Genomic DNA, 19,469 nt, shown 5'->3' with positions numbered 1-19,469 from the left:
TCTGCCGCATATCGCACTCATGTTGGTCAGGGCTGCCGCGAGCGCCGGGCGCCCTGCCAGCCGCCGCGACTCAGCGCTGCGGGGGCGGGCAGCTGGATGCGCGCGGGATGAGCGTCGGCATCGCGCGCCGGATGACGGACCCGACCCCGGGCGTCAGCAGCAGCTCGAGCGCCGTCGTGGCGATCTGGTCGAACGATGTGCGCACGGAGGTCAGCGGCACGGGCAGGGCCTCGGCGAGGGGGACGTCGTTGTAGCCGACGAGCGCGAGGTCGGTGCCGATCTGCAGGCCGTGTCGGTGCGAGGCCGCCATGACCCCGAGCGCGAGGTTGTCGTTGGCGGCGAAGATCGCGGTCGGGGGCGTCTCGGTCGCGGCGAGGATGCGCTCGGCCGCGGCCGCACCGTGCTCGATGCGGAAGCCGTCGCCCGCGATGCGATGCGGCGGGATCTCGATGCCGGCCTCGCGCGCCGCCCGCAGGGCGCCGGCCAGGCGGTCACGCGCACTCGAGGTGAAGTCGGGACCCGTCACGAGCGCGATGTCGCGGTGGCCGAGGTCGACGAGGTGGCGCACGGCGAGGTAGCCGCCGACCTCGTCGTCCCCCAGCGACGAGGGGCTGACGCCGTCGGTACGCAGCACGAGGGCGAGGGGGATGCCGGACTCCTGCAATGACTGGGGAAAGCTGTCGACACGGCGAGACGAGGCGATGATGAGGGCGTCCACGTTGCGGTCGAGCAGCACCTGGGCCGCACGCTGTTCACCCTCGGCGTCGTCCCCCGTGGTGGCCACGACGGCGACGTAGCCCCTCGCGGCAGCGGCACGCTCGATGGCCTCGTACATGAGCGCCATGACGGTGTCGCTGAGGCGCGGCACGAGCACGCCGATCGTGCTCGTCGAGCCGCGGCGGAGCTGGGATGCGAAGACGTTGCGCCGGTAGCCGAGCTCGTTCGCGATCTCGCGGACCCGCACGGCGGTCGCCGACTGCGACTGCGCGGTGCGCTCGTCCAGGATGCGGCTCACAGTGGAGATGCTGACGCCGGCCTCGGCCGCGACTTCCTTGAGGGTCACGACTCGTCGCTCGCCCGCTGCGGGGGCAACGGCACTGTCGTTTCGCCTCATGCGGAGGAGTGTATCCCGGCCCTCGACGCCTGCTCGGCAGGAACCTCCAGACTCGACCCTTGACATCGGGAACGTTTGCATGAAGACTTGCAATCGTTCCTGCAAACGTTTGCATCAGCTCGAGAGGGCAGCGGCGAGCAGGACCCACCACCTCAACGATGAGCAAAGGAAGACAAGATGTCGATCGACCTCCGCGGCCTCTCCCCCGCCCCCGTCACCCCCTTCACCGAGGACGGAGCCGTCGACTACGACGCCATCCAGCGCCTCGGCTCCTGGCTCGGCTCCGTCGACGGCGTCAAGAGCCTCGTCGTCCTCGGCCACGCCGGCGAAGGCACCTTCCTCACCCAGTCCGAGCAGGCGAAGGTCATCACCGCCTTCCGCGAATCGGTCGACTCGCGCATCCCGATCGTCGCCGGCATCACCCAGGAGGGCAACGCCGTCGCCGCCGAGGAAGCGAAGCGAGCAGTGGATGCGGGTGCATCCGCCGGCCTCGTCTACCCGTCCCACGGGTGGCTGCGCTTCGGCTACCAGGACGGCGCACCGCAGACGCGCTACCGCGACATCTACGAGGAGAGCGGACTGCCGCTGATCCTCTTCCAGTACCCCGACAACACCAAGGCCAGCTACAACCTCGACACCCAGCTCGAGATCGCCGGCCAGGAGGGCGTGTTCGCGACGAAGAACGGCGTGCGCAACATGCGCCGGTGGTACACGGAGATCCCCGCGCTGCGCGCCGCGTACCCGGAGCTGCAGATCCTCTCCTGCCACGACGAGTACCTGCTCCCGACCATGTTCGACGTCGACGGCCTGCTCGTCGGCTACGGCAACATCGCCCCTGAGGCGCTCGTCGAGCTCATCGAGGCAGGCAAGGCGCACGACTACGACCGGGCGCACGAGATCCACGAGCGCCTCCTGCCCGTCACGAAGAACGTCTACCACCGCGGCTCCCACATGGAGGGAACCGTCGCGCTGAAGTGGGGCCTCGTGCACCGCGGCATCCTCGACCACGCCACGGTCCGCACCCCGCTGCTGCCCCTCGCCGACGGCGCGGACCGCGAGATCGCGGAGGCGTTCGCCATCGCCGGACTCGACCGCGTGACGGTCGCCTCCTAGCAGGGAGGGGCAGCGACAACAGGGTCGCTGCCCCTACGCTTGGCGTCGACTGCTGCAAGCTCGACGACACACGCCGCCCAGACGCGGCACCGGAAGCACGGGCCCCGAAAACCCGTGCGACCCCCAAGTCAATGACGACTTCGCGGCCGGATGCACCCCATCCATCGGCCGCACTCCACGAAGGAGACCCCCATGGGCGACACCCGCCTCCACTCGACGCCGGGCACCGGCCACGCGCGAGTCTCGACCGAAGCAGTCCGCACCATCGTCGAATCCCGCCGAACCCGGCGCCGCTTCTGGCAGCAGCTGGCCCTCATCGGCCCCGCCTTCGTCGCGGGCGCCTGGCAGTTCGGCCCAGGAAACCTCACCACGGCAGTGCAGGCCGGAAGCTCCTACCAGTACACGCTCATCTGGGTCATCGCCGTCTCGACGGTGCTCATGATCTTCCTCACCGACATGAGCGTGCGACTCGGCATCAAGTCGCCGGTCTCCCTCATCGCCTCCATCAAGGACCACCTCGGGAAGCCCCTGGGCGTCGTCGCGGGCGTCGGCGTCTTCCTCATCACGCTGTGCTTCTCGGTCGGCAACGCCGTCGGCTCCGGACTCGGCCTCTCCATGCTCGTCGACGGCTCGTCGCCCGTCATGTGGACCCTCATCTGCACCCTCGGCGTCGCGGCGGTGCTGTTCATCCGCAGCATCTACAACGTCATCGAGAAGGTGCTCATCGCCATCGTCGCGCTCATGGCGATCTGCTTCGTCGTGAGCGCGTTCGTCGTGAACCCCGACTGGTCGGCGGCTGGCCGCGGGCTCATCCCCACGGCGCCAGAAGGCTCATGGCTGCTCATCGTGGCGCTCGTCGGCACGAACTTCTCCATCAACGCCGCCTTCTACACCTCCTACGGCACGAAGGAACGCGGCCGGAAGGAAGAGGACTACCGCGACGTGACGATCGTCGACACCATTCCGGGCATCATCGCCCCTGGCATCATGACGGGGCTCGTCATCATCGTCGCGGCCGGCGCCCTGGGGAAGACGTCCGAGACGGCGACCTCCATCACCAGCCTTGCCGCCATCTTCGAACCGCTTGCCGGCCCCATCGGCGGCTTCATCTTCGCGCTCGGTTTCGCGGGGGCGGCGTTCTCCTCCATGATCCCGAACGCGATCGCCGGCGGCACGATGCTCTCCGACGCGTTCGGCCGCGGCGCATCCGCCAACACCCTCACGGCACGACTCACGAGCGGCTTCATCCTCACCTTCGGGCTCGGCGTCACGCTCATCTTCCAGACCTCGCCGGTCGAGCTCATCGTGCTCGCCCAGGCCCTCACGATCCTGGTCGCTCCCGTCCTGGCCGCACTCATCATCATCATGGCGAACCGCCGATCGCTCATGGGCGAGATGCGCAACAGGTGGTGGCAGAACGCGTTCGGCATCATCGGCCTCGCCGCCGTGCTCGCCCTCTCCGTTCGGCTCCTCCTGAGCTTCCTCGCCGGGTAGGTCTTCCGGTGGCCGTTGGCCAGGGTCCGTGTGCGGCAGCATGCTGCGCCAGGGCTCTGGCCAACTTGCGTGACCAGGCCCATCGGCGCTCGCCGGGGCCCGGCATCGTCCTGGGCGAGCAGGCGCATCCATCACGGAAGTCGGACAGCACCGGTCGCCCCGGGCACCCTCCTAGGATGACGACATGGTGAGCTTCGCCGACAAACCCATCCACGACTTCACGATCGAGCAGTGGGAGGCGTTCCTCGCATCCGGCCCCGACGACGGCGGCGTGCGCTTGAAGCTGCGCAAGAAGCTCTCGAAAGCGCCGGGCATCACCTGGCAGGAAGCCCTCGACGTGGCCCTCTGCTACGGGTGGATCGACGGCCAGTCGGCGCGATTCGACGACGACTACATGCTGCAGGCATTCACGCCGCGGCGGAAGAACAGCCCGTGGTCGCAGATCAACGTCGGGCACGTGGCCCGCCTCATCGACGAGGGGCGGATGCAGCCTGCCGGCCACGCGGAGATCCAGCGCGCGAAAGCCGACGGCCGCTGGGACGCCGCCTACCGGGTCAAGGACGCGGTCGTCCCCGCCGACCTCCAGGCGGCGCTCGACGCGAACCCCGAGGCGCTGGCCTTCTTCGAAGCGATGAAGAAGCAGGCCCGCTTCCAGGTGATCTTCCGCATCACGGGCATCAAGACACCCGCGATCCGCGCCGCCCGCATCCAGGATGTCGTCGAGAAGGCGGCGCGCGGCGAGCACCACTACAAGTAGGCGCGCGTCAACCGGCGCGTCTCCCACCCGCGTGCCCGTCTCTACGGCGCAGACATGCGAAAAATGCATGCTCCCGAAGTCGAGTGCATGAATTTTTCACATGTCTGGCACGCGCACAGGGCAGGCAGAAGGCGGGTGGATGCGCCCGGCGAGCGAGCGCATCGCGGATGCGTTCGGGGCGGCTAGCGGTTAGCGGAGCACGCGCTCCGAGATGAACGCGCGCAGCGCCTGCTCGTCGTCGTCGAGCTCGACGACCCGCTGCGGGGCGTCGAGGAGAGCCTGCGTCTCCGCATCCACGTCGACTGCCGCGCCGAGGGCCTCCGAGATGGTGTCGGCGAACTTCTGCGGCTTCGCGGTCTCGAGCACCAGCATGGGCACGCCGTCCTCGAGGTGCTCGCGCGCGACCTTCACGCCGTCGGCCGTGTGCGGGTCGATGGTGACACCGGATGCGTCGTGCACGCTGCGGATCGTCGCGAGACGGTCGGCGTGCGTGCTCGTTCCGCTGACGATGCCGAAGAGCGGCTCGAACGTGTGCTGCGCGACGGAGAGGTCGATCTCGCCGGTCTCCGCGAGCTCGCTCCACGCGGCGGCCGTGCGGCCGCCGTCGCGACCGAGCAGCTCGAACACGAACCGCTCGAGGTTCGACGCGCGCGACACATCCATCGACGGGCTCGACGTGGCGAGGGTGTTCTCGGCGTTGCGCGGGCGGTAGAAGCCCGTGCGGAAGAACTCATCGAGCACGTTGTTCTCGTTGACGGCGAGCACGAGCTTGCGGACCGGCAGGCCCATGAGCTTCGCGTACAGACCCGAGAGGATGTTGCCGAAGTTGCCGGACGGCACCGCGAACGAGACCTCGAAGCCGTCGCGCTCATCCGCTGACAACTCGTCGGTCGCACGCAGCCACGCCCACACGTAGTAGGCGATCTGGGCGGAGATGCGGCCGAAGTTGATGGAGTTGACGGCGCCGATGTTGTTGCCGCGCTTGAAGTCGATGTCCTCGGCGAGGCGCTTCACGAGGTTCTGGCAGTCGTCGAAGACGCCTTTCACGGCGATGTTGTGCACGTTCTCGTCCTGCAGCGAGTACATCTGCGCGCGCTGGAACGCGCTCATGCGGCCCTGCGGCGAGAGCATGAAGACCGAGACGCGCTCGCGTCCGCGCAGGGCGTGCTCCGCGGCGGACCCGGTGTCGCCCGAGGTGGCGCCGAGCACGTTGAGCACCCGGTCGCGCTTGCCGAGCACGTAGTCGAGCGTCTGCCCGAGGTACTGCATCGCCATGTCCTTGAACGCGAGGGTCGGCCCCTCGGACAGGCCGACGAGCGTGAGCTGCGCATCCAGCTTCTGCAGCGGAACGACGTCCTCTGACGCGAAGCGGCCCTCCCCGTAGGCGTGCGCGGTGAGCTGCTCGAGGTCCTCGCGCGGGATGTCGGTCGCGAAGAGGCCGAGCACCGCCGTCGCGAGCCCGGCGTAGTCGAGCGAGCGCCAGCTCTCGAGGTCCTCGTTCGTGAAATGCGGCAGCAGCTCCGGCACGGCGAGTCCGCCATTAGGGGCGAGGCCCTCGAGAAGAACGTCGGAGTAGGAACCGAGCGTGCCGCCACGGGTAGAGATGTATTGCAAGTTCACTCGCCTCAGTCGTCGTGTTTCACCGGGAATGTGCGCCCCCATCGTATCGGGGCGGCTCAGTCGCGGGAGGTGCCCTTGACTTCCGGCGTCCGCCGCCCAACCTGAACCTCGAGCGCCGTGGTCTCGTCGACCAGCTCAGCGCGGCGCTTGCCGGCGGAGCCCACCGCGAACCGGTACGCGAGCAGCAGCAGGGCCAGCCACACCGCGCCGACGATGAGCGCGACGCGCGTGCTCTCGAACCAGCCGAGCACACCGAGCACGAACACGAGGAAGCCGAGGGTCGCCCACGACGCGAACGGCCACAGCGGCACGGGGAACTCGGACGCGCTGCGCCCGCCGCGCGCGATGTCGCGCTTCATCGCGATGTGCGAGCAGACGATCATGATCCACACCCACACCGTCGCGAAGGTCGCGATGGAGGCGATCACGAGGAACACGTCCTCGGGGATGACGGCGTTCATCCACGCGCCGACCGCGAGCGCCGCGACCATGAGCGCGACCGTCGCCCATGGCACGCCGTTCCCGGAGACGCGCAGGAACACGCGCGGTGCCTGCCCCTGTTCTGCGAGACCGAAGATCATGCGGCCAGCGCCGAACACGTCCGAGTTGATGGCCGAGAGGGCCGCCGTGATGACGACGAAGTTCAGGATGTGCGGGGCCGCGGGGATCCCGAGGCCGTCGAAGATCGACACGAACGGGCTCGCGTCACCCGTGATCGTGTTCCACGGCGCGAGCATCATGATGACGGCGAGCGCGCCCACGTAGAAGAGGAGGATGCGCAGTGGCACGCTGTTGATGGCCTTCGGGATGACGCGCTTCGGGTCCTGCGCCTCGCCGGCCGTGATGCCGATGATCTCGATGCCGCCGAACGCGAAGACCACGATCGCGAACGACGCGATGACCCCCTCGATGCCCATGGGGAAGAAGCCGCCCGTCACCGGGTTGAAGAGCGCCCCGATACCGGACGCATCCGGTGACTGGTTGCCGAAGCCGAAGATGATGATCGCGATGCCGCCGGCGATCATGGCGATGATGGCCGTGACCTTCACGAGCGCGAGCCAGAACTCGAGCTCGCCGAACGCGCGCACCCCGAGCAGGTTGATGGCGGCGATGAAGAGGATGACGGCGACGATCCACACCCAGCGGGCGACGTCCGGGTACCAGAAACCCATGTACACGCCGAACGCGGTGACGTCGGCGATCGCGACGACGATCATCTCGAACGCGTACGTCCAGCCCGTGATGAAGCCCCAGCGTGCGCCGAGGTAGAGGTTCGCGAACTGCCCGAACGAGCCCGTCACGGGGTGGCGCACTGTCATCTCGCCGAGCGCGCGCATCACCATGAAGACGGCGGCGCCCGCGATCGTGTAGGCGAGCAGCACCGCCGGACCCGCCGCCTGGATCGCGGCGGAGGACCCGTAGAAGAGGCCGGTTCCGATTGCCGACCCGAGCGCCATGAAGCGGATGTGCCGCGCCGTGAGCGCCCGCGCGAGCGGCCGCTTCGGGGTGGCCCCTGATTCGATGCCGTCGTTCTCGACCGTGTTCATGCGCAGCTCGTGTCTCTCGTCGCTCGGTGGCGCATCCACCCGACCGTCTTCTGCGCCGGCGCGCCACCTGCGGAATCGTAGCCCCTCGGCGCGCCATCCTCGGCGCTGGACCCACGCTGGAGCGATGCCAGGAACCCGCCGAGAATCCGGGGAGGTCACCCGCGAATGACGTCCAGCGCACGGCCCGTTGCCCTAGGTTGGCGTCAAGCATCTGCCCCGCTCGAGTGGGGCGTCGAGGAGGACACCATGCCAGAGACACTTCCGCTGCCCGATTCCCCCCGCCAGGGCGTGGAGCGCTTCGAGCTGAGCGCCGTCCCGCTTGCCGTCGCGCGCTACGACAACGTCAGCATGAGCGAGCTGCGGACGCTCTTCGACACGACCTTCCAGGCGATGGCTGCGGCGATCGGCGCCGACAAGGTGCATCCCGCCGGACCCGCCCTCGCGGTCTACCACGGCGACCCCTCGCAGACGTTCGACGTCGAGATCGGCTTCCCGGTCGTCGAGCCGATCCGCGAGAAGACGCTCGTCGGCGACGTGACGATCCAGAATTCCACCCTGCCGGCGGGAGCGGCGGCCGGTGCGTCGCACCTCGGATCGTTCGACGGCCTCGGCGAATCGTGGGGTCGACTCATCCAGGATCTCCGCGACTCGGGCGACGAGCCGGGCTTTATGGTGGAGATCTACGTCACCGAGCCGAGCCCCGACATGAACCCGGACGACCTGCGCACCGACATCATCGTCTCGCTCGCCCAGCGCGGGTAGGCACGCGGCCGGTCCGCACGCGCGCAGACCTCACAGACCTGGGCCCCGTGCACCCACCCGGCGGCGAGCAGGTGCGCAAGCCCAACATCTGCGCCAACAAGACGAAGCACACCCACAGACCCCCACACAACTGGGCTTCCCGCACCCATCCGACGGCAACTGGATGCGCGACCCCGACGTCTGCGCCGAGAAGGCGAAGCACGTCCACAGACCCCCACACACCCACCCGACGGCAACTGGATGCGCAACCCCAACTTCTGCGCCAACATAGCGAGGCACGCCCGCAGACCTGGGCCTCCCGCACCCACCCGGCGGCAAGCGGATGCGCAAGCCCAACATCTGCGCCAACAAGACGAAGCACACCCACAGACCTAGGCCCCGTGCACCCACCCGGCGGCAAGCAGGTGCGCAACCCCAATGTCTGCGGCAAGAAGGCTAGGCACACGGACAGACCTGGGCCTCCCGCACCCACCCCGCGGCAAGCAGGTGCGCAACCCCAATGTCTGCGCCGAGAAGGCGAGGCACGCGCCCAGACCTGGGCCCCGCGCACCCACCCGGCGGCGAGCAGGTGCGCAACCCCGACGTCTGCGGCAAGAAGGCTAGGCACACGGACAGACCTAGACCTCCCGCACCCACCCCGCGGCAAACAGATGCGCAACCCCAACGTCTGCGCCGACAAGGCGAGGCACACGCACAGACCTGGGCCCCGCGCACCCACCCCGCGGCAAGCAGATGCGCAACCCCAACGTCTGCGCCAAGAAGGCTAGGCACACGGACAGACCTAGGCCTCCCGCACCCACCCCGCGGCAAACAGATGCGCAACCCCAACATCTGCGCCAACAACACGAGGCACGCCCACAGACCCCACAGACCTAGGCCCCGTGCACCCACCCGGCGGCGAGCAGGTGCGCAAGCCCGATGTCTGCGCCTCAGACGCGGCCTGCGCCCTGCGACGGGAGCACCTCGAAGGTCGCAGGCTCCGCGAACCCGGCCGCGGCGAAGGCCTCATGGATGCTGCGCGAGACCTCGGCGAGGTCGCCCCGTTCCACGAGCGCGATCGCCGCTCCCCCGAAGCCGCCGCCCGTCATGCGCGAGCCGATGGCTCCCGCAGCGACGGCCGTCGATACAGCGAGGTCGAGCTCGGGCACGGAGATCTCGAAATCGTCGCGCATCGATGCGTGCGACTCGGCGAGCAGCGGGCCGATGCTGCGCGGGCCGCCGTCGCCGAGCGCAGCGACGACAGCGAGCACCCTCGCGTTCTCGGTCACGATGTGCCGCACCCGACGGAACGTCTCGTCGTCCAGCACCCGCTCTGCGCGCTCGAGGTCGCCGACCTTCACGTCGCGCAGCGAGGCGACGCCGAGCCCCGCCGCGCCCTTCTCGCACGACGCGCGCCGCTCCGTGTAGCCGCCGCTCGCGTGGGAGTGCTCGACACGGGTGTCGATGACCAGAAGTGCGAGGCCCTGCGCCTCGAACGCCAGCGGCACGATCCTCGACTCGAGCGAACGGCAGTCGAGCAGCACGCCGGAGTCGCGCTGGCCGAGGAGCACCGCCGACTGGTCCATGATGCCCGTCGGCGCGCCGACGGCCTCGTTCTCCGCGAGGCGTCCGACTCGAGCGAGCGTCCGCCGGTCGAGTCCGAGGCCCCACAGCTCATCGATCGCGACCGCCACAGCCCCTTCAAGGGCGGCGGATGAGGACAGGCCAGCCCCGAGGGGCACATCCGACTCGATGTGCAGGTCGAGGCCGCGCACCTCGCTGAGGTCGGCGCCCAGCTCGCCAGCCGCCCAGATGACGCCGAGCGCGTACGCGGACCAGCCGCCGAGCACATCCGGTGCCAGCTCCTCAATACCGATCTCCTCGACGCCCTCGCGCAGGCCGCTCGAGACGCGGACGAGTCGGTCGTCGCGCAGCCTCGCCGCGACCACCGTGTGCCGGTCGATCGCGAACGGGAAGACGAAGCCCTCGTTGTAGTCGGTGTGCTCCCCGATGAGGTTGACGCGGCCGGGCGACGACCAGAGACCGTCTGGCGCCCCATCGTGGATGCGCGCGAACGCCTCGGCGGCCGTCGTCGCGAGCTCCGGCCGGGTCACGCTGCGTCCACCTTCGCGAGCGCCGCGCGCAGGAGGCCTGCCGTGGCTTCCGGTGGGACGTCGCCGATGAAGGCGCCCATCGCCGACTCCGAGCCGGCGAGGAACTTGAGCTTGTCCTCCGCACGCCGCGGTGAGGTGATCTGCAACATGAGCCGGATGTCGTCCCGATGCGAGTTGACGGGCGCCTGATGCCAGGCGGCGATGTAGGGGGTCGGGGTGTCGTAGATCGCGTCGATGGCGCGGAGCACACGGCGGTACTCGCGGGCGATCTCGTCGCGCTCCTGGGCCGTCGTCTCGGCGAGGTCGGCGACGTGACGATGCGGAAGCATGTGCACCTCGAGCGGCCAGCGCGCGGCGAACGGCACGAAGAACGTGACGTGCTCGCCGCGCAGCAGGACCCGGTCGGAGGCCTGCTCGAAGTCGAGGATGTCCTGGAACAGCGTCGGCCCGTACGTCTCGATCGAGCGGATGAGGGCGCTCGTTCGGGGCGTGATGTACGGGTAGGAGTAGATCTGGCCGTGCGGGTGGTGCAGCGTCACCCCGATGTCCTTGCCGCGGTTCTCGAAGGGGAACACCTGCTGCACGCCGGGCAGCTGCGAGAGCGCCGTCGTGCGGTCAGCCCACGCCTCGACGACCGTGCGGGCGCGGGAGAGGGAGAGCGATGCGAAGGATCCCTCCGACTCCGGGCTGAAGCAGACGACCTCGCAGCGACCGATGGATGGCTTCGTGCGGCCGAGGCCCACGGATGCGAGCTCCTCGAGCTGCACGTCGGCGTCGATATCGTCTCCGCCCAGCGTGGGGCCGAACGAGGGCGACTTGTTCTCGAACACGGCGACGTCGTAGTTGCTCGGCACCTCGGTGAGGTTGGCGGGCGTGGACGGCGCAAGGGGGTCGAGGTGCTTGGGGGGCAGCATGACGCGGTTCTGCCTGGCCGCGGCGATCGAGATCCACTCACCGGTGAGCGGGTCCTGACGCATCTCGGCGACCGGTGGGCGATCGGCGGGCACCCGGCTGTCGAGGGCGCGCTCGGGGTCGAGCGTCGTGTCGGCGTCGTCGAAGTAGATGAGCTCGCGACCGTCGGAGAGCAGCGTCGGACGCTTGACGATGTTGTTGGTGAGGGAATGCACGCTCCGATTACGCCACTTTCGTTTTCGAAAGTCAAGTGCCTTTCGCTTGCGAAGGCGTAAGCTGGATCCCGTGGTGAACATCGAGACGACCCCAGAGGGCCCCGCGCACGCGCGCAGAGCCGAGCTCGTCGAACTCGTGAAGCGTACCGGCTTCGCCAGGGTCGCCGACCTGAGCCGAGAACTCGGCGTCTCCGAGGTGACCGTGCGCTCTGACCTCACCGCGCTCGAGCGCGACGGAGTGCTGGGCCGCGTGCACGGCGGCGCGATCTACGGGCACGGGCCGACCGGCCTCGAGACCTCGTTCGAGACGGCGCGGCAGAGCGCCGCCGACGAGAAGCGCCGCATCGGCATCGCCGCGGCCGCGCTCGTGACCAGCGGCTCGAGCGTGCTCCTCGACGTCGGCACCACCACGACGGCCGTGGCGGAGGCGCTCCTCGCCCGGGAAGACCTCGACGACGTCGTCATCATCACGAACGGCCTCTCCATCGCGCTCGCCCTCGAGTCGGCCATCCCCCGATTCACGGTCGTCGTGACCGGAGGCACCCTCCGCCCGCTCCAGCACTCGCTCGTCGCGCCGTACGCCTCCGCCATGCTGGAGCGCATCCACACCGACCTCGCGATCATCGGCTGCACGGGCGTGCAGGTCGCGGCCGGCGTCACCAACGTGAACCTGCCGGAGTCGGAACTCAAGCGGGCCATGCTCCACGCCGCGGACCGCTCGGTCGTCGTCGCCGACGCCAGCAAGCTCGGTCGCGCCCACGTCGGCGTCATCGGGGGGCTCGCCGAGTTCGCGAGCATCATCACCGGCACCGAGGCCGCCGCCGACGACATCGCGGCGCTTCGAGCCGCCGGCAGCGACGTGCAGCAGGTCTAGCCGCCGCACTCAGCCGGCCGGGCGCCTCGGCACACCCGTCCGTGTCCAACATCAGTGCGATTCCGGCGGTGTCCGACACTCAAACGCCAGAACGCAGCGAAATCGCACTCATGTTGGTCAGCAGAGCTACTGCCCGGCGGGGACCGCGAGCGCAGGCGCCGGATGCACGTCGACGGCGACGACGCTGCCCGGCTCGAGCGCGCCCGTGTCCCGGCTCCGCATGTGCGCCCGCAGGAGCGTGCCGTCCGCGAGTCGCGCCTGGACGACGACGTGGGCCCCGAGGAACCCGGTCGAGACGACCCGCGCGAGCGCCTCACCGGCGGGCAACGCGTTGTCAGCATCGAGGCTCGTCGATGCACTCGGACCACCCGAGCCACCCGAGCCAGCCGCGGCACCCGGTTCACTCGCCGAGTCCTTCGAATCGGCCACCACGAAGGACACGTGCTCCGGCCGGAGCAGCACGTCGACGGCGCCCTCGGCGCTGCCCGCGAGCAGCGGCACCCGCTGCCCGAGCACCGTCGCGACTCCGCCCTCCGCGCTGGCGCGCACGCGCGAGTGGTGGCCGATGAAGTCGGCGACGAACGCGTTCTCGGGCGTCGAGTAGATGGCCTCGGGCTCGCCGAGCTGCTCGATGATGCCGCCGCGCATGACGGCGACCCGGTCGGCGACGGCGAGCGCCTCCTCCTGGTCGTGCGTGACGAACACGGTCGTGATGCCCACCTCGAGCTGGATGCGGCGGATCTCGTCGCGCAGTTGCACGCGCACCTTCGCATCCAGCGCGGAGAGGGGCTCGTCGAGGAGCAGCACCTTCGGCTGGACGGCGAGCGCGCGTGCGAGCGCGACTCGCTGCTGCTGACCCCCGGAGAGCTCGTTGGGGTACCGCTCGCCGAAGCCGCCGAGCCCGACGAGCTCGAGGTACTCGGGCACACGCGTGCTGCGCTCCTTCGCCGAGATTCCGCGACGGAGGCTGAGCGGGAACGCGACGTTCTGCGCCACCGTCAGGTGCGGGAACAGCGAGTACGACTGGAACACCATGGCCATGTCGCGCTTCGAGGCCGGCACGTTCGCGACGTCGCGGCCGCCGACGAGGATCTCGCCCTCGTCGATGTCCTCGAGTCCCGCGAGCGCGCGCAGGGCGGTGGTCTTCCCGCATCCGCTCGGCCCGAGGAGGGCGACCATCTCACCGGGCTTGATGCTCAAGTCGAGTCCGCGCAGTGCCACGGTCTGGCCGAAGCGTCGCGTGACGCCACGTATCTCGACGCCGACGGCCATCTGGGAGTGCGTGGTGGAGGTGGATGCGTCGGTGCCGCCAGGGGAGGCGACTTCAGGGAGGGTGCTGGTCATGGGCGTGCCTTTCGGGTCGTGCGCTTCCTGCGCCCCGCGAGCAGGTCGAGGGCGATGAGCAGGATCGTGGTGACGCCGAGCGCGAGGAGCGACATGACGGCGGCGATCTGCCCGTCGGAGAGGTTGATCTGGAAGAGGGCGGTCTGCAGGTTGTCGCGGGCGAGGAAGCGGGCGACGGTGAACTCGCCGAGCACGACCGCGATGGTGACGAAGCTCGCCGAGATGAGCGCGGTGCGGATGTTCGGCAGGATCACGCGCACGATGATGACGGGCCAGGACGCCCCGAACGAGCGGGCGGCCTCGGTGAGGGTCTTCAGGTCGATCGACCGGAGGCCGGCGTCGATCGAGCGGTAGGCGAACGGCAGCACGAGCACGACGTAGGCGAACGCGAGCCACACGGTGTTCGACCCGAGGGGCGTGGAGGCGAGGAAGCGGTAGATCGGTGCGAGTCCGACGACGAGCACGACGGCGGGGATGGTGAGCGGCAGCAGGCAGATGAACTCGACCGCCCGGTCCATGGCGGGCACCTTGAGCCGCACCCACACCATGGTGGGCACGAGCAGCACGAGCATGATGGCGACGGTGAGGACGCACATGATGAGCGAGTTGGTGAGCCCGGACCAGAGCACGTCGAGGGTCGAGTACTCGCCCGTGTTGCCCGCGAAAACGCGCTGCCAGGCGTCGAAGCTGACCTCCCCCGTGAGCGGGAAGCGGATGGAGAACTCGAAGAGGCTCACGAGCGGCACGAGCAGCGCGACGGTCGTGAGGGTGAGCACCGCGATGCGGAAGCCCTGCTGGCGGCGGCGGGCCCGCTCGACGAGGCCGCGGCGGCGCGGACGCACAGGAGCGGATGGTGCGAGCTGCGTCATCGGGACAACCACCTTGCGCTGCGCTTCTGCAGGAGCGCGTAGAGCGACATGACGATGGCGACGACCACGATCATCCCGAGCGCGAGGGCCTGCGCGTAGGACTCGAGCCCCGCGGTGTTCTCGTTGCGCAGCGCCGCCTCGATCTCCATCGGCACGATGATCGTCTGCTGCGAGATGAGGGCGGCCGCCGTCGCGAAGGCGGAGAAGGAGTTCGCGAACAGCAGGAGCACGGAGCCGAGGAAGCTCGGCGCGAGCAGCGGGCCGGCGACTCGGAACCAGTACACGAGCGAGCTGCCGCCGAGCATGACGGTCGCGTCACGCCATTCCCGGCGGATGCCGTCCACTGCCGGCAGGAACACGATGACCATGAGCGGCACCTGGAAGTAGAGGTAGACGGCGACGAGGCCGGGGACGCTCGACAGGAAGCCGGAGTCGACCTGGAAGCCGGCCGCTCCCTGCAGGAATCGCGTGAGCATCCCGTTCGTGCCGATCGTCGCGACGAACGCGAACGCGAGCATGACCCCGCCGAACTGCGCGAGCACCGAGTTGAACGCCGTGAAGACGCGGCGACCGAGGCTGTTCGGCGGGCTCGTGGAGAGGGCATACGCGACGACGGCGCCGATGACGGCGCCCAGCACGGCGGTGACGACCGACAGCCACGTCGATGTCCAGAAGATCGTGATGGAGGCGGGAGAGAGGAGCCGCTCGAATCCGCTCGTCGTGAAGACGCCCTGTCTGGTGAAGAACGCGCCGATGACGACGAGTACCGTCGGCAGCAGCAGGAAGATGCCCGTATAGAGGAGGAAGGGGGCGACACCGAAGAGCGACGTCCGCGACGCCGCCTTGGATGCGCCCGACGGGCGGCGCCCGAGCGCGTCAGGCGTGGCTGCGAGTGCAGCGCCTGACGGCTCGGTCGCCGCCGCGAGGGGTGCGGTCGCGGTCATCAGGAGATCGTCGAGTCCCAGTTCTCGGCGAGGAACGCGTTCGCGGTCTCGGCCTCTTCCGAGGTGGGCGTCACGGGCGTGCCCTCGACCTCGGGGAGGCTCTCGAGCGCGGTCTGGTCGACCGTGCCCTCGGCTTCCATCCAGTCGAACAGGACCGGCATGGCGCCGCCGGCGAGCCAGATGTTCTGCACCTCCGGCGAGTACAGGTACTCCATCCAGAGGCGAGCGGCGGCGGGGTTCGGGGCGTCGACGTTGATGGCCTGGTTGTAGTACGCGGCGATCTCGCCGCCCTTCGGCACGAAGGTCGCCCACTCGACGCCCTTCGCCTCGAGGCGCTCGACGGTCGAGAGCTGGTTGTAGCTCCAGTCGAAGACGACACCGTGCTCGCCGGCGTCGACGGTGCCGGCCGTGACGTCCTTCAGGTTGAGGGTGCCAGCCTCCTTGAGCTTCGCGAAGTAGTCGAGGCCCGGTTGCAGGTCGGCGAAGTCGCCGCCGGCCGCGTTGTTCGCCGAGAGGAAGCCGTTGAACGCCGCGCCGGCCTCGGCGGGCTTGCCGTTGAGGGCGACGGAGTTCGCGAACTTCGCGTCGGTGAGCTGGTCGATCGAGGTGATCTCGCCGTACTTGGTGGCGTTGTAGCCGACAGACATGATGCCCGTGTAGTCGTTCACCCAGAGGCCGGTGGCCTCCTTGTTGGCGTCGGGGATGTGCTCCCAGTTCTCGACCTGGTAGGGCGCGAAGTAGTCGGTGGATGCGAGGGCGACGTTCGCTCCGAGGTCGAAGACGTCCGGTGCCTGGTCGGTGCCCTTGTTGGCGTCGGCCGCCGCGATCTCCTCCTGTGAGGAGGCGTCGGGGAGGATCGAGTTGACGGTGATGCCGTACTTCTCGGTGAAGCCGGCCTTGATCTCGCCGTAGTTCGCCCAGTCGTCGGGCAGCGCGATGACGTTGATGGTGCCTTCGGCCTTCGCGGCTTCGACGAGCGCCTCCATGCTGCCGAAGTCGTCGAGGCTCGTCGCGGTGGCCGCAGCGGCGGTGTCGCCGGTCTCACCCGTCGCGGGGCTCTGCGAGCACGCGGTCAGGGCAAGTCCCGCGAGGGCGAGGGTCGCCACAATTGAAAGTCGCTTGTTCATGCGAAGTCGATGTCCTTCTCGGAATCCTGGTGGGGCCGGAGGCCGAGAGGCCAGCCGGCGCAACCCTGCCGACTGGCTGGGCGGACACAGGCCACCACGCCAGCGTGAACACCAGCGGTCACCGGATGAACGCCGACGGACGCGCATCTGAACGGCCCATTCGCGCGCATCCGCCGCCCATCGCGCGGCCGCCCGCGAACGCCGTAGACTCGTCCGGTGCGGACACGCCCCGACTTCTCCGCATCGCGCCGCCAGAAGGAGCCTCGCCAGTGAGCAGCCAGACCACAACCCCGTCTTCCGAAGCAGTTGGCCCGGACACCGTCGACAACGCGAAGGCGACTCCCGAGAAGGAGCAGCCGTACGGCGCCCTCGGGCTGAAGCCGGACGAGTACGACAAGATCCGCGAGATCCTCGGCCGCCGCCCCACCTCGGGCGAGCTGGCCATGTACTCGGTCATGTGGTCGGAGCACTGCTCCTACAAGTCCTCGAAGAACTACCTGCGCCAGTTCGGCCAGAAGGTCTCCGACGAGATGAAGAAGAACCTCATGGTCGGCATGGGCGAGAACGCCGGCGTCATCGACGCTGGCGAGGGCTGGGCGGTGACCTTCAAGGTCGAGTCGCACAACCACCCCTCCTACATCGAGCCGTTCCAGGGCGCCGCGACCGGCGTCGGCGGCATCGTCCGCGACATCATCTCCATGGGTGCCCGCCCCGTCGCGGTCATGGATGCGCTCCGCTTCGGCGCGATCGACGAGGCCGACACGGCACGGGTCGTGCACGGCGTCACGAGCGGCATCTCCTTCTACGGCAACTGCCTCGGCCTGCCGAACATCGGCGGCGAGACCTGGTTCGACAGCGTGTACCAGGCGAACCCGCTCGTCAACGCGCTCGCGGTCGGAGTGCTCCGCCACGAGGACCTCCACCTCGCGAACGCCCGCGGCGCCGGCAACAAGGTCGTGCTCTTCGGTGCGCGCACGGGCGGCGACGGCATCGGCGGCGCATCCATCCTCGCGTCCGACTCGTTCGACGAGAAGGGCCCCACGAAGCGCCCGGCCGTCCAGGTCGGCGACCCCTTCGCCGAGAAGGTGCTCATCGAGTGCTGCCTCGAACTGTTCCGCGAGAAGGTCGTCGAGGGCATCCAGGACCTCGGTGCCGCAGGCATCTCCTGCGCGACGAGCGAGCTCGCGGCGGCCGGCGACGGCGGCATGTACATCGAGCTCGACAAGGTGCTGCTGCGCGACCCGAACCTCACGGCCGAGGAGATCCTCATGTCGGAGAGCCAGGAGCGCATGATGGCGGTCGTCGCTCCCGACAAGCTCGACGCGTTCATGGCCATCGTCGACAAGTGGGACGTCGAGACGAGCGTGCTCGGCGAGGTCACCGACACGGGCCGCCTCGTCATCAACTGGCGCGGCGTGGAGATCGTGAACGTCGACCCGCGCACCGTCGCGATCGACGGGCCCGTCTACGACCGTCCCGTCGCCTACCCGAGCTGGATCGACGCGCTCCAGGCCGACTCCGCATCCACCCTCCCCCGCCCCCAGTCGGGTGAGGAGCTCCGCGAGCAGGTGCTCGCCCTCATCTCGTCGGCGAACCTCGCCAACCCCGAGTGGATCACGCAGCAGTACGACAGCTACGTGCTCGGCAACACCGCCTTCGGCACTCCGGAGGACGCCGGCATGGTGCGCATCGACGAGGAGTCGGGGCTCGGCTTCGCCATCAGCCTCGACGCCAACGGCCGCTACGCGCAGCTCGACCCCTCTGCCGGGGCCAAGCTGGCGCTCGCCGAGGCGTACCGCAACGTCGCCGCCACGGGCGCACGCCCCGCCGCCGTCTCCGACTGCCTCAACTTCGGCAGCCCCGAGAACCCCGAGGTCATGTGGCAGTTCGCGCAGGCCGTCGAGGGACTCGCCGATGGCTGCCTCGAACTCGGCATCCCGGTCACGGGCGGCAACGTGTCCTTCTACAACCAGACGGGCGACGTGCCCATCCACCCGACCCCCGTCGTCGCCGTGCTCGGCCTCATCGACGACGTCGCACGCCGCGTTCCGTCGGGCTGGCAGGAGGAGGGCGACAACCTCTACCTCCTGGGCACGACCCTCGAGGAGCTCTCCGGCTCCAGCTGGGCCGACGTCGTGCACGGACACCTCGGTGGCCTCCCCCCGCAGGTCGACCTCGACCGCGAGAAGGCGCTCGCCGACCTCGTCATCGGCGCAGGCCAGCAGGGCCTCCTCACCTCCGCACACGACCTCTCCGAGGGTGGCCTCGCGGCAGCGATCGTCGAGGCCTCGACACGCTTCGGCGTCGGCGCGCGCATCGTGCTCGACGGCCTCATGCGCAAGGAAGGCGTGGATGCGGCTACCGCGCTCTTCAGCGAGTCGGCCGGGCGCATCCTCGTCTCCGTCCCGCACGACGACGACGTGCGCTTCCAGGCGATGTGCGAGGCGCGTGACTTCCCCGTCACCCGCGTCGGCGTGAGCGACGGCATGGGTGCCGACGCGAAGCTCGAAGTCCAGGGCCTCTTCGAGTTCACGCTCGCCGAGCTCTCCGAGGCGCGCGGTGCGACGCTGCCGAAGCGCTTCGGCGACGTCGTCGGACCGAACTCCGCGCCGATCTCCGCAGCCATCACGGCGGCAGCCTCGTCGGCGCCGACCTCGTCGGCAAACTAAGCGCCGCATCTTTTG

The 19,469-nt window shown here is 69.3% G+C and carries 15 protein-coding genes; 6 read left to right on the top strand and 9 right to left on the bottom strand.

Annotated elements, in window-relative coordinates; genetic code table 11:
- Positions 1-70: 70 nt before the first annotated feature.
- Entirely contained in the window at positions 71-1,114 is a 1,044-nt protein-coding gene (locus C5E10_RS14110) for a LacI family DNA-binding transcriptional regulator (protein ID WP_104332183.1), read from the bottom strand.
- A gap of 177 nt (positions 1,115-1,291) precedes the next feature.
- Here C5E10_RS14110 and C5E10_RS14105 point away from each other — a divergent pair, with 177 nt between their 5' ends.
- The 3 genes from C5E10_RS14105 to C5E10_RS14095 all read left to right on the top strand — a co-directional run bounded on the left by C5E10_RS14105 (position 1,292) and on the right by C5E10_RS14095 (position 4,478).
- Complete coding sequence (locus tag C5E10_RS14105) at positions 1,292-2,227, top strand: dihydrodipicolinate synthase family protein (protein ID WP_104332182.1); 936 nt, start codon at positions 1,292-1,294, stop codon at positions 2,225-2,227.
- A gap of 192 nt (positions 2,228-2,419) precedes the next feature.
- Complete coding sequence (locus tag C5E10_RS14100) at positions 2,420-3,721, top strand: Nramp family divalent metal transporter (protein WP_104332181.1); 1,302 nt, start codon at positions 2,420-2,422, stop codon at positions 3,719-3,721.
- A 184-nt stretch (positions 3,722-3,905) separates the two neighbouring features.
- Positions 3,906-4,478: a YdeI family protein gene (locus C5E10_RS14095; RefSeq protein ID WP_104332180.1), complete on the top strand. Its 573-nt coding sequence runs from the start codon at positions 3,906-3,908 to the stop codon at positions 4,476-4,478.
- Positions 4,479-4,667: 189 nt separating this feature from the next.
- Here C5E10_RS14095 and thrC read toward each other — a convergent pair whose 3' ends face one another.
- The gene (thrC, locus tag C5E10_RS14090; RefSeq protein ID WP_104332206.1) at positions 4,668-6,092 is read right to left on the bottom strand and encodes a threonine synthase; all 1,425 of its coding nucleotides are present in this window, start codon (positions 6,090-6,092) and stop codon (positions 4,668-4,670) included.
- Between the two features lie 62 nt (positions 6,093-6,154).
- Positions 6,155-7,645 (bottom strand): amino acid permease, encoded by a 1,491-nt coding sequence (locus tag C5E10_RS14085; RefSeq protein ID WP_104332179.1) that lies wholly within the window; start codon positions 7,643-7,645, stop codon positions 6,155-6,157.
- A 246-nt stretch (positions 7,646-7,891) separates the two neighbouring features.
- Here C5E10_RS14085 and C5E10_RS14080 point away from each other — a divergent pair, with 246 nt between their 5' ends.
- A complete protein-coding gene (locus C5E10_RS14080) occupies positions 7,892-8,407 on the top strand; it encodes a GyrI-like domain-containing protein (RefSeq protein ID WP_181062780.1) in 516 nt (171 codons plus the stop codon).
- Between the two features lie 929 nt (positions 8,408-9,336).
- Here C5E10_RS14080 and galK read toward each other — a convergent pair.
- Together galK and galT are read right to left on the bottom strand one after the other, a co-directional pair.
- Complete coding sequence (gene galK / locus C5E10_RS14075) at positions 9,337-10,500, bottom strand: galactokinase (RefSeq protein WP_104332177.1); 1,164 nt, start codon at positions 10,498-10,500, stop codon at positions 9,337-9,339.
- A complete protein-coding gene (gene galT, locus C5E10_RS14070; RefSeq protein ID WP_258071149.1) occupies positions 10,497-11,627 on the bottom strand; it encodes a galactose-1-phosphate uridylyltransferase in 1,131 nt (376 codons plus the stop codon). The genes galK and galT overlap by 4 nt, the downstream gene beginning before the upstream one ends.
- A gap of 70 nt (positions 11,628-11,697) precedes the next feature.
- On the opposite strand from galT, the gene C5E10_RS14065 reads away from it, so the two are divergent.
- A complete protein-coding gene (locus C5E10_RS14065) occupies positions 11,698-12,501 on the top strand; it encodes a DeoR/GlpR family DNA-binding transcription regulator (RefSeq protein ID WP_258071148.1) in 804 nt (267 codons plus the stop codon).
- A 126-nt stretch (positions 12,502-12,627) separates the two neighbouring features.
- Here the strand turns inward: C5E10_RS14065 and C5E10_RS14060 are convergent, their stop codons facing one another.
- The 4 genes from C5E10_RS14060 to C5E10_RS14045 are packed head-to-tail and all read right to left on the bottom strand — an operon-like array spanning position 12,628 to position 16,785.
- Positions 12,628-13,845 carry an ABC transporter ATP-binding protein gene (locus C5E10_RS14060; protein WP_146080292.1) on the bottom strand — a complete coding sequence of 406 codons (1,218 nt, stop codon included), beginning with the start codon at positions 13,843-13,845 and terminating at the stop codon, positions 12,628-12,630.
- Positions 13,842-14,714, bottom strand: a complete 873-nt coding sequence (locus C5E10_RS14055) for an ABC transporter permease (RefSeq protein WP_104332175.1) — start codon at positions 14,712-14,714, stop codon at positions 13,842-13,844. Before C5E10_RS14055 ends, C5E10_RS14060 begins: the two co-directional genes overlap by 4 nt.
- The gene (locus C5E10_RS14050; protein WP_104332174.1) at positions 14,711-15,658 is read right to left on the bottom strand and encodes an ABC transporter permease subunit; all 948 of its coding nucleotides are present in this window, start codon (positions 15,656-15,658) and stop codon (positions 14,711-14,713) included. Before C5E10_RS14050 ends, C5E10_RS14055 begins: the two co-directional genes overlap by 4 nt.
- Positions 15,658-16,785 (bottom strand): ABC transporter substrate-binding protein, encoded by a 1,128-nt coding sequence (locus C5E10_RS14045; RefSeq protein ID WP_104332173.1) that lies wholly within the window; start codon positions 16,783-16,785, stop codon positions 15,658-15,660. Before C5E10_RS14045 ends, C5E10_RS14050 begins: the two co-directional genes overlap by 1 nt.
- Positions 16,786-17,054: 269 nt before the next feature.
- On the opposite strand from C5E10_RS14045, the gene purL reads away from it, so the two are divergent.
- Positions 17,055-19,454 carry a phosphoribosylformylglycinamidine synthase subunit PurL gene (gene purL / locus C5E10_RS14040; protein ID WP_258071147.1) on the top strand — a complete coding sequence of 800 codons (2,400 nt, stop codon included), beginning with the start codon at positions 17,055-17,057 and terminating at the stop codon, positions 19,452-19,454.
- Positions 19,455-19,469 lie beyond the last annotated feature (15 nt).

This window comes from Pseudoclavibacter sp. RFBG4 (assembly GCF_002931515.1).
Lineage (GTDB): Bacteria > Actinomycetota > Actinomycetes > Actinomycetales > Microbacteriaceae > Pseudoclavibacter.
This window is presented reverse-complemented; position numbering and strand designations above follow the sequence as displayed.

What these genes read in the sequence shown, in the direction of transcription:
- C5E10_RS14110 (WP_104332183.1), bottom strand. Translation starts at nt 1,114, where the DNA reads ATGAGGCGAAACGACAGTGCCGTTGCCCCCGCAGCGGGCGAGCGACGA.
- C5E10_RS14105 (WP_104332182.1), top strand. Translation starts at nt 1,292, where the DNA reads ATGTCGATCGACCTCCGCGGCCTCTCCCCCGCCCCCGTCACCCCCTTC.
- C5E10_RS14100 (WP_104332181.1), top strand. Translation starts at nt 2,420, where the DNA reads ATGGGCGACACCCGCCTCCACTCGACGCCGGGCACCGGCCACGCGCGA.
- C5E10_RS14095 (WP_104332180.1), top strand. Translation starts at nt 3,906, where the DNA reads ATGGTGAGCTTCGCCGACAAACCCATCCACGACTTCACGATCGAGCAG.
- C5E10_RS14085 (WP_104332179.1), bottom strand. Translation starts at nt 7,645, where the DNA reads ATGAACACGGTCGAGAACGACGGCATCGAATCAGGGGCCACCCCGAAG.
- C5E10_RS14080 (WP_181062780.1), top strand. Translation starts at nt 7,892, where the DNA reads ATGCCAGAGACACTTCCGCTGCCCGATTCCCCCCGCCAGGGCGTGGAG.
- C5E10_RS14060 (WP_146080292.1), bottom strand. Translation starts at nt 13,845, where the DNA reads ATGACCAGCACCCTCCCTGAAGTCGCCTCCCCTGGCGGCACCGACGCA.
- C5E10_RS14055 (WP_104332175.1), bottom strand. Translation starts at nt 14,714, where the DNA reads ATGACGCAGCTCGCACCATCCGCTCCTGTGCGTCCGCGCCGCCGCGGC.
- C5E10_RS14050 (WP_104332174.1), bottom strand. Translation starts at nt 15,658, where the DNA reads ATGACCGCGACCGCACCCCTCGCGGCGGCGACCGAGCCGTCAGGCGCT.
- C5E10_RS14045 (WP_104332173.1), bottom strand. Translation starts at nt 16,785, where the DNA reads ATGAACAAGCGACTTTCAATTGTGGCGACCCTCGCCCTCGCGGGACTT.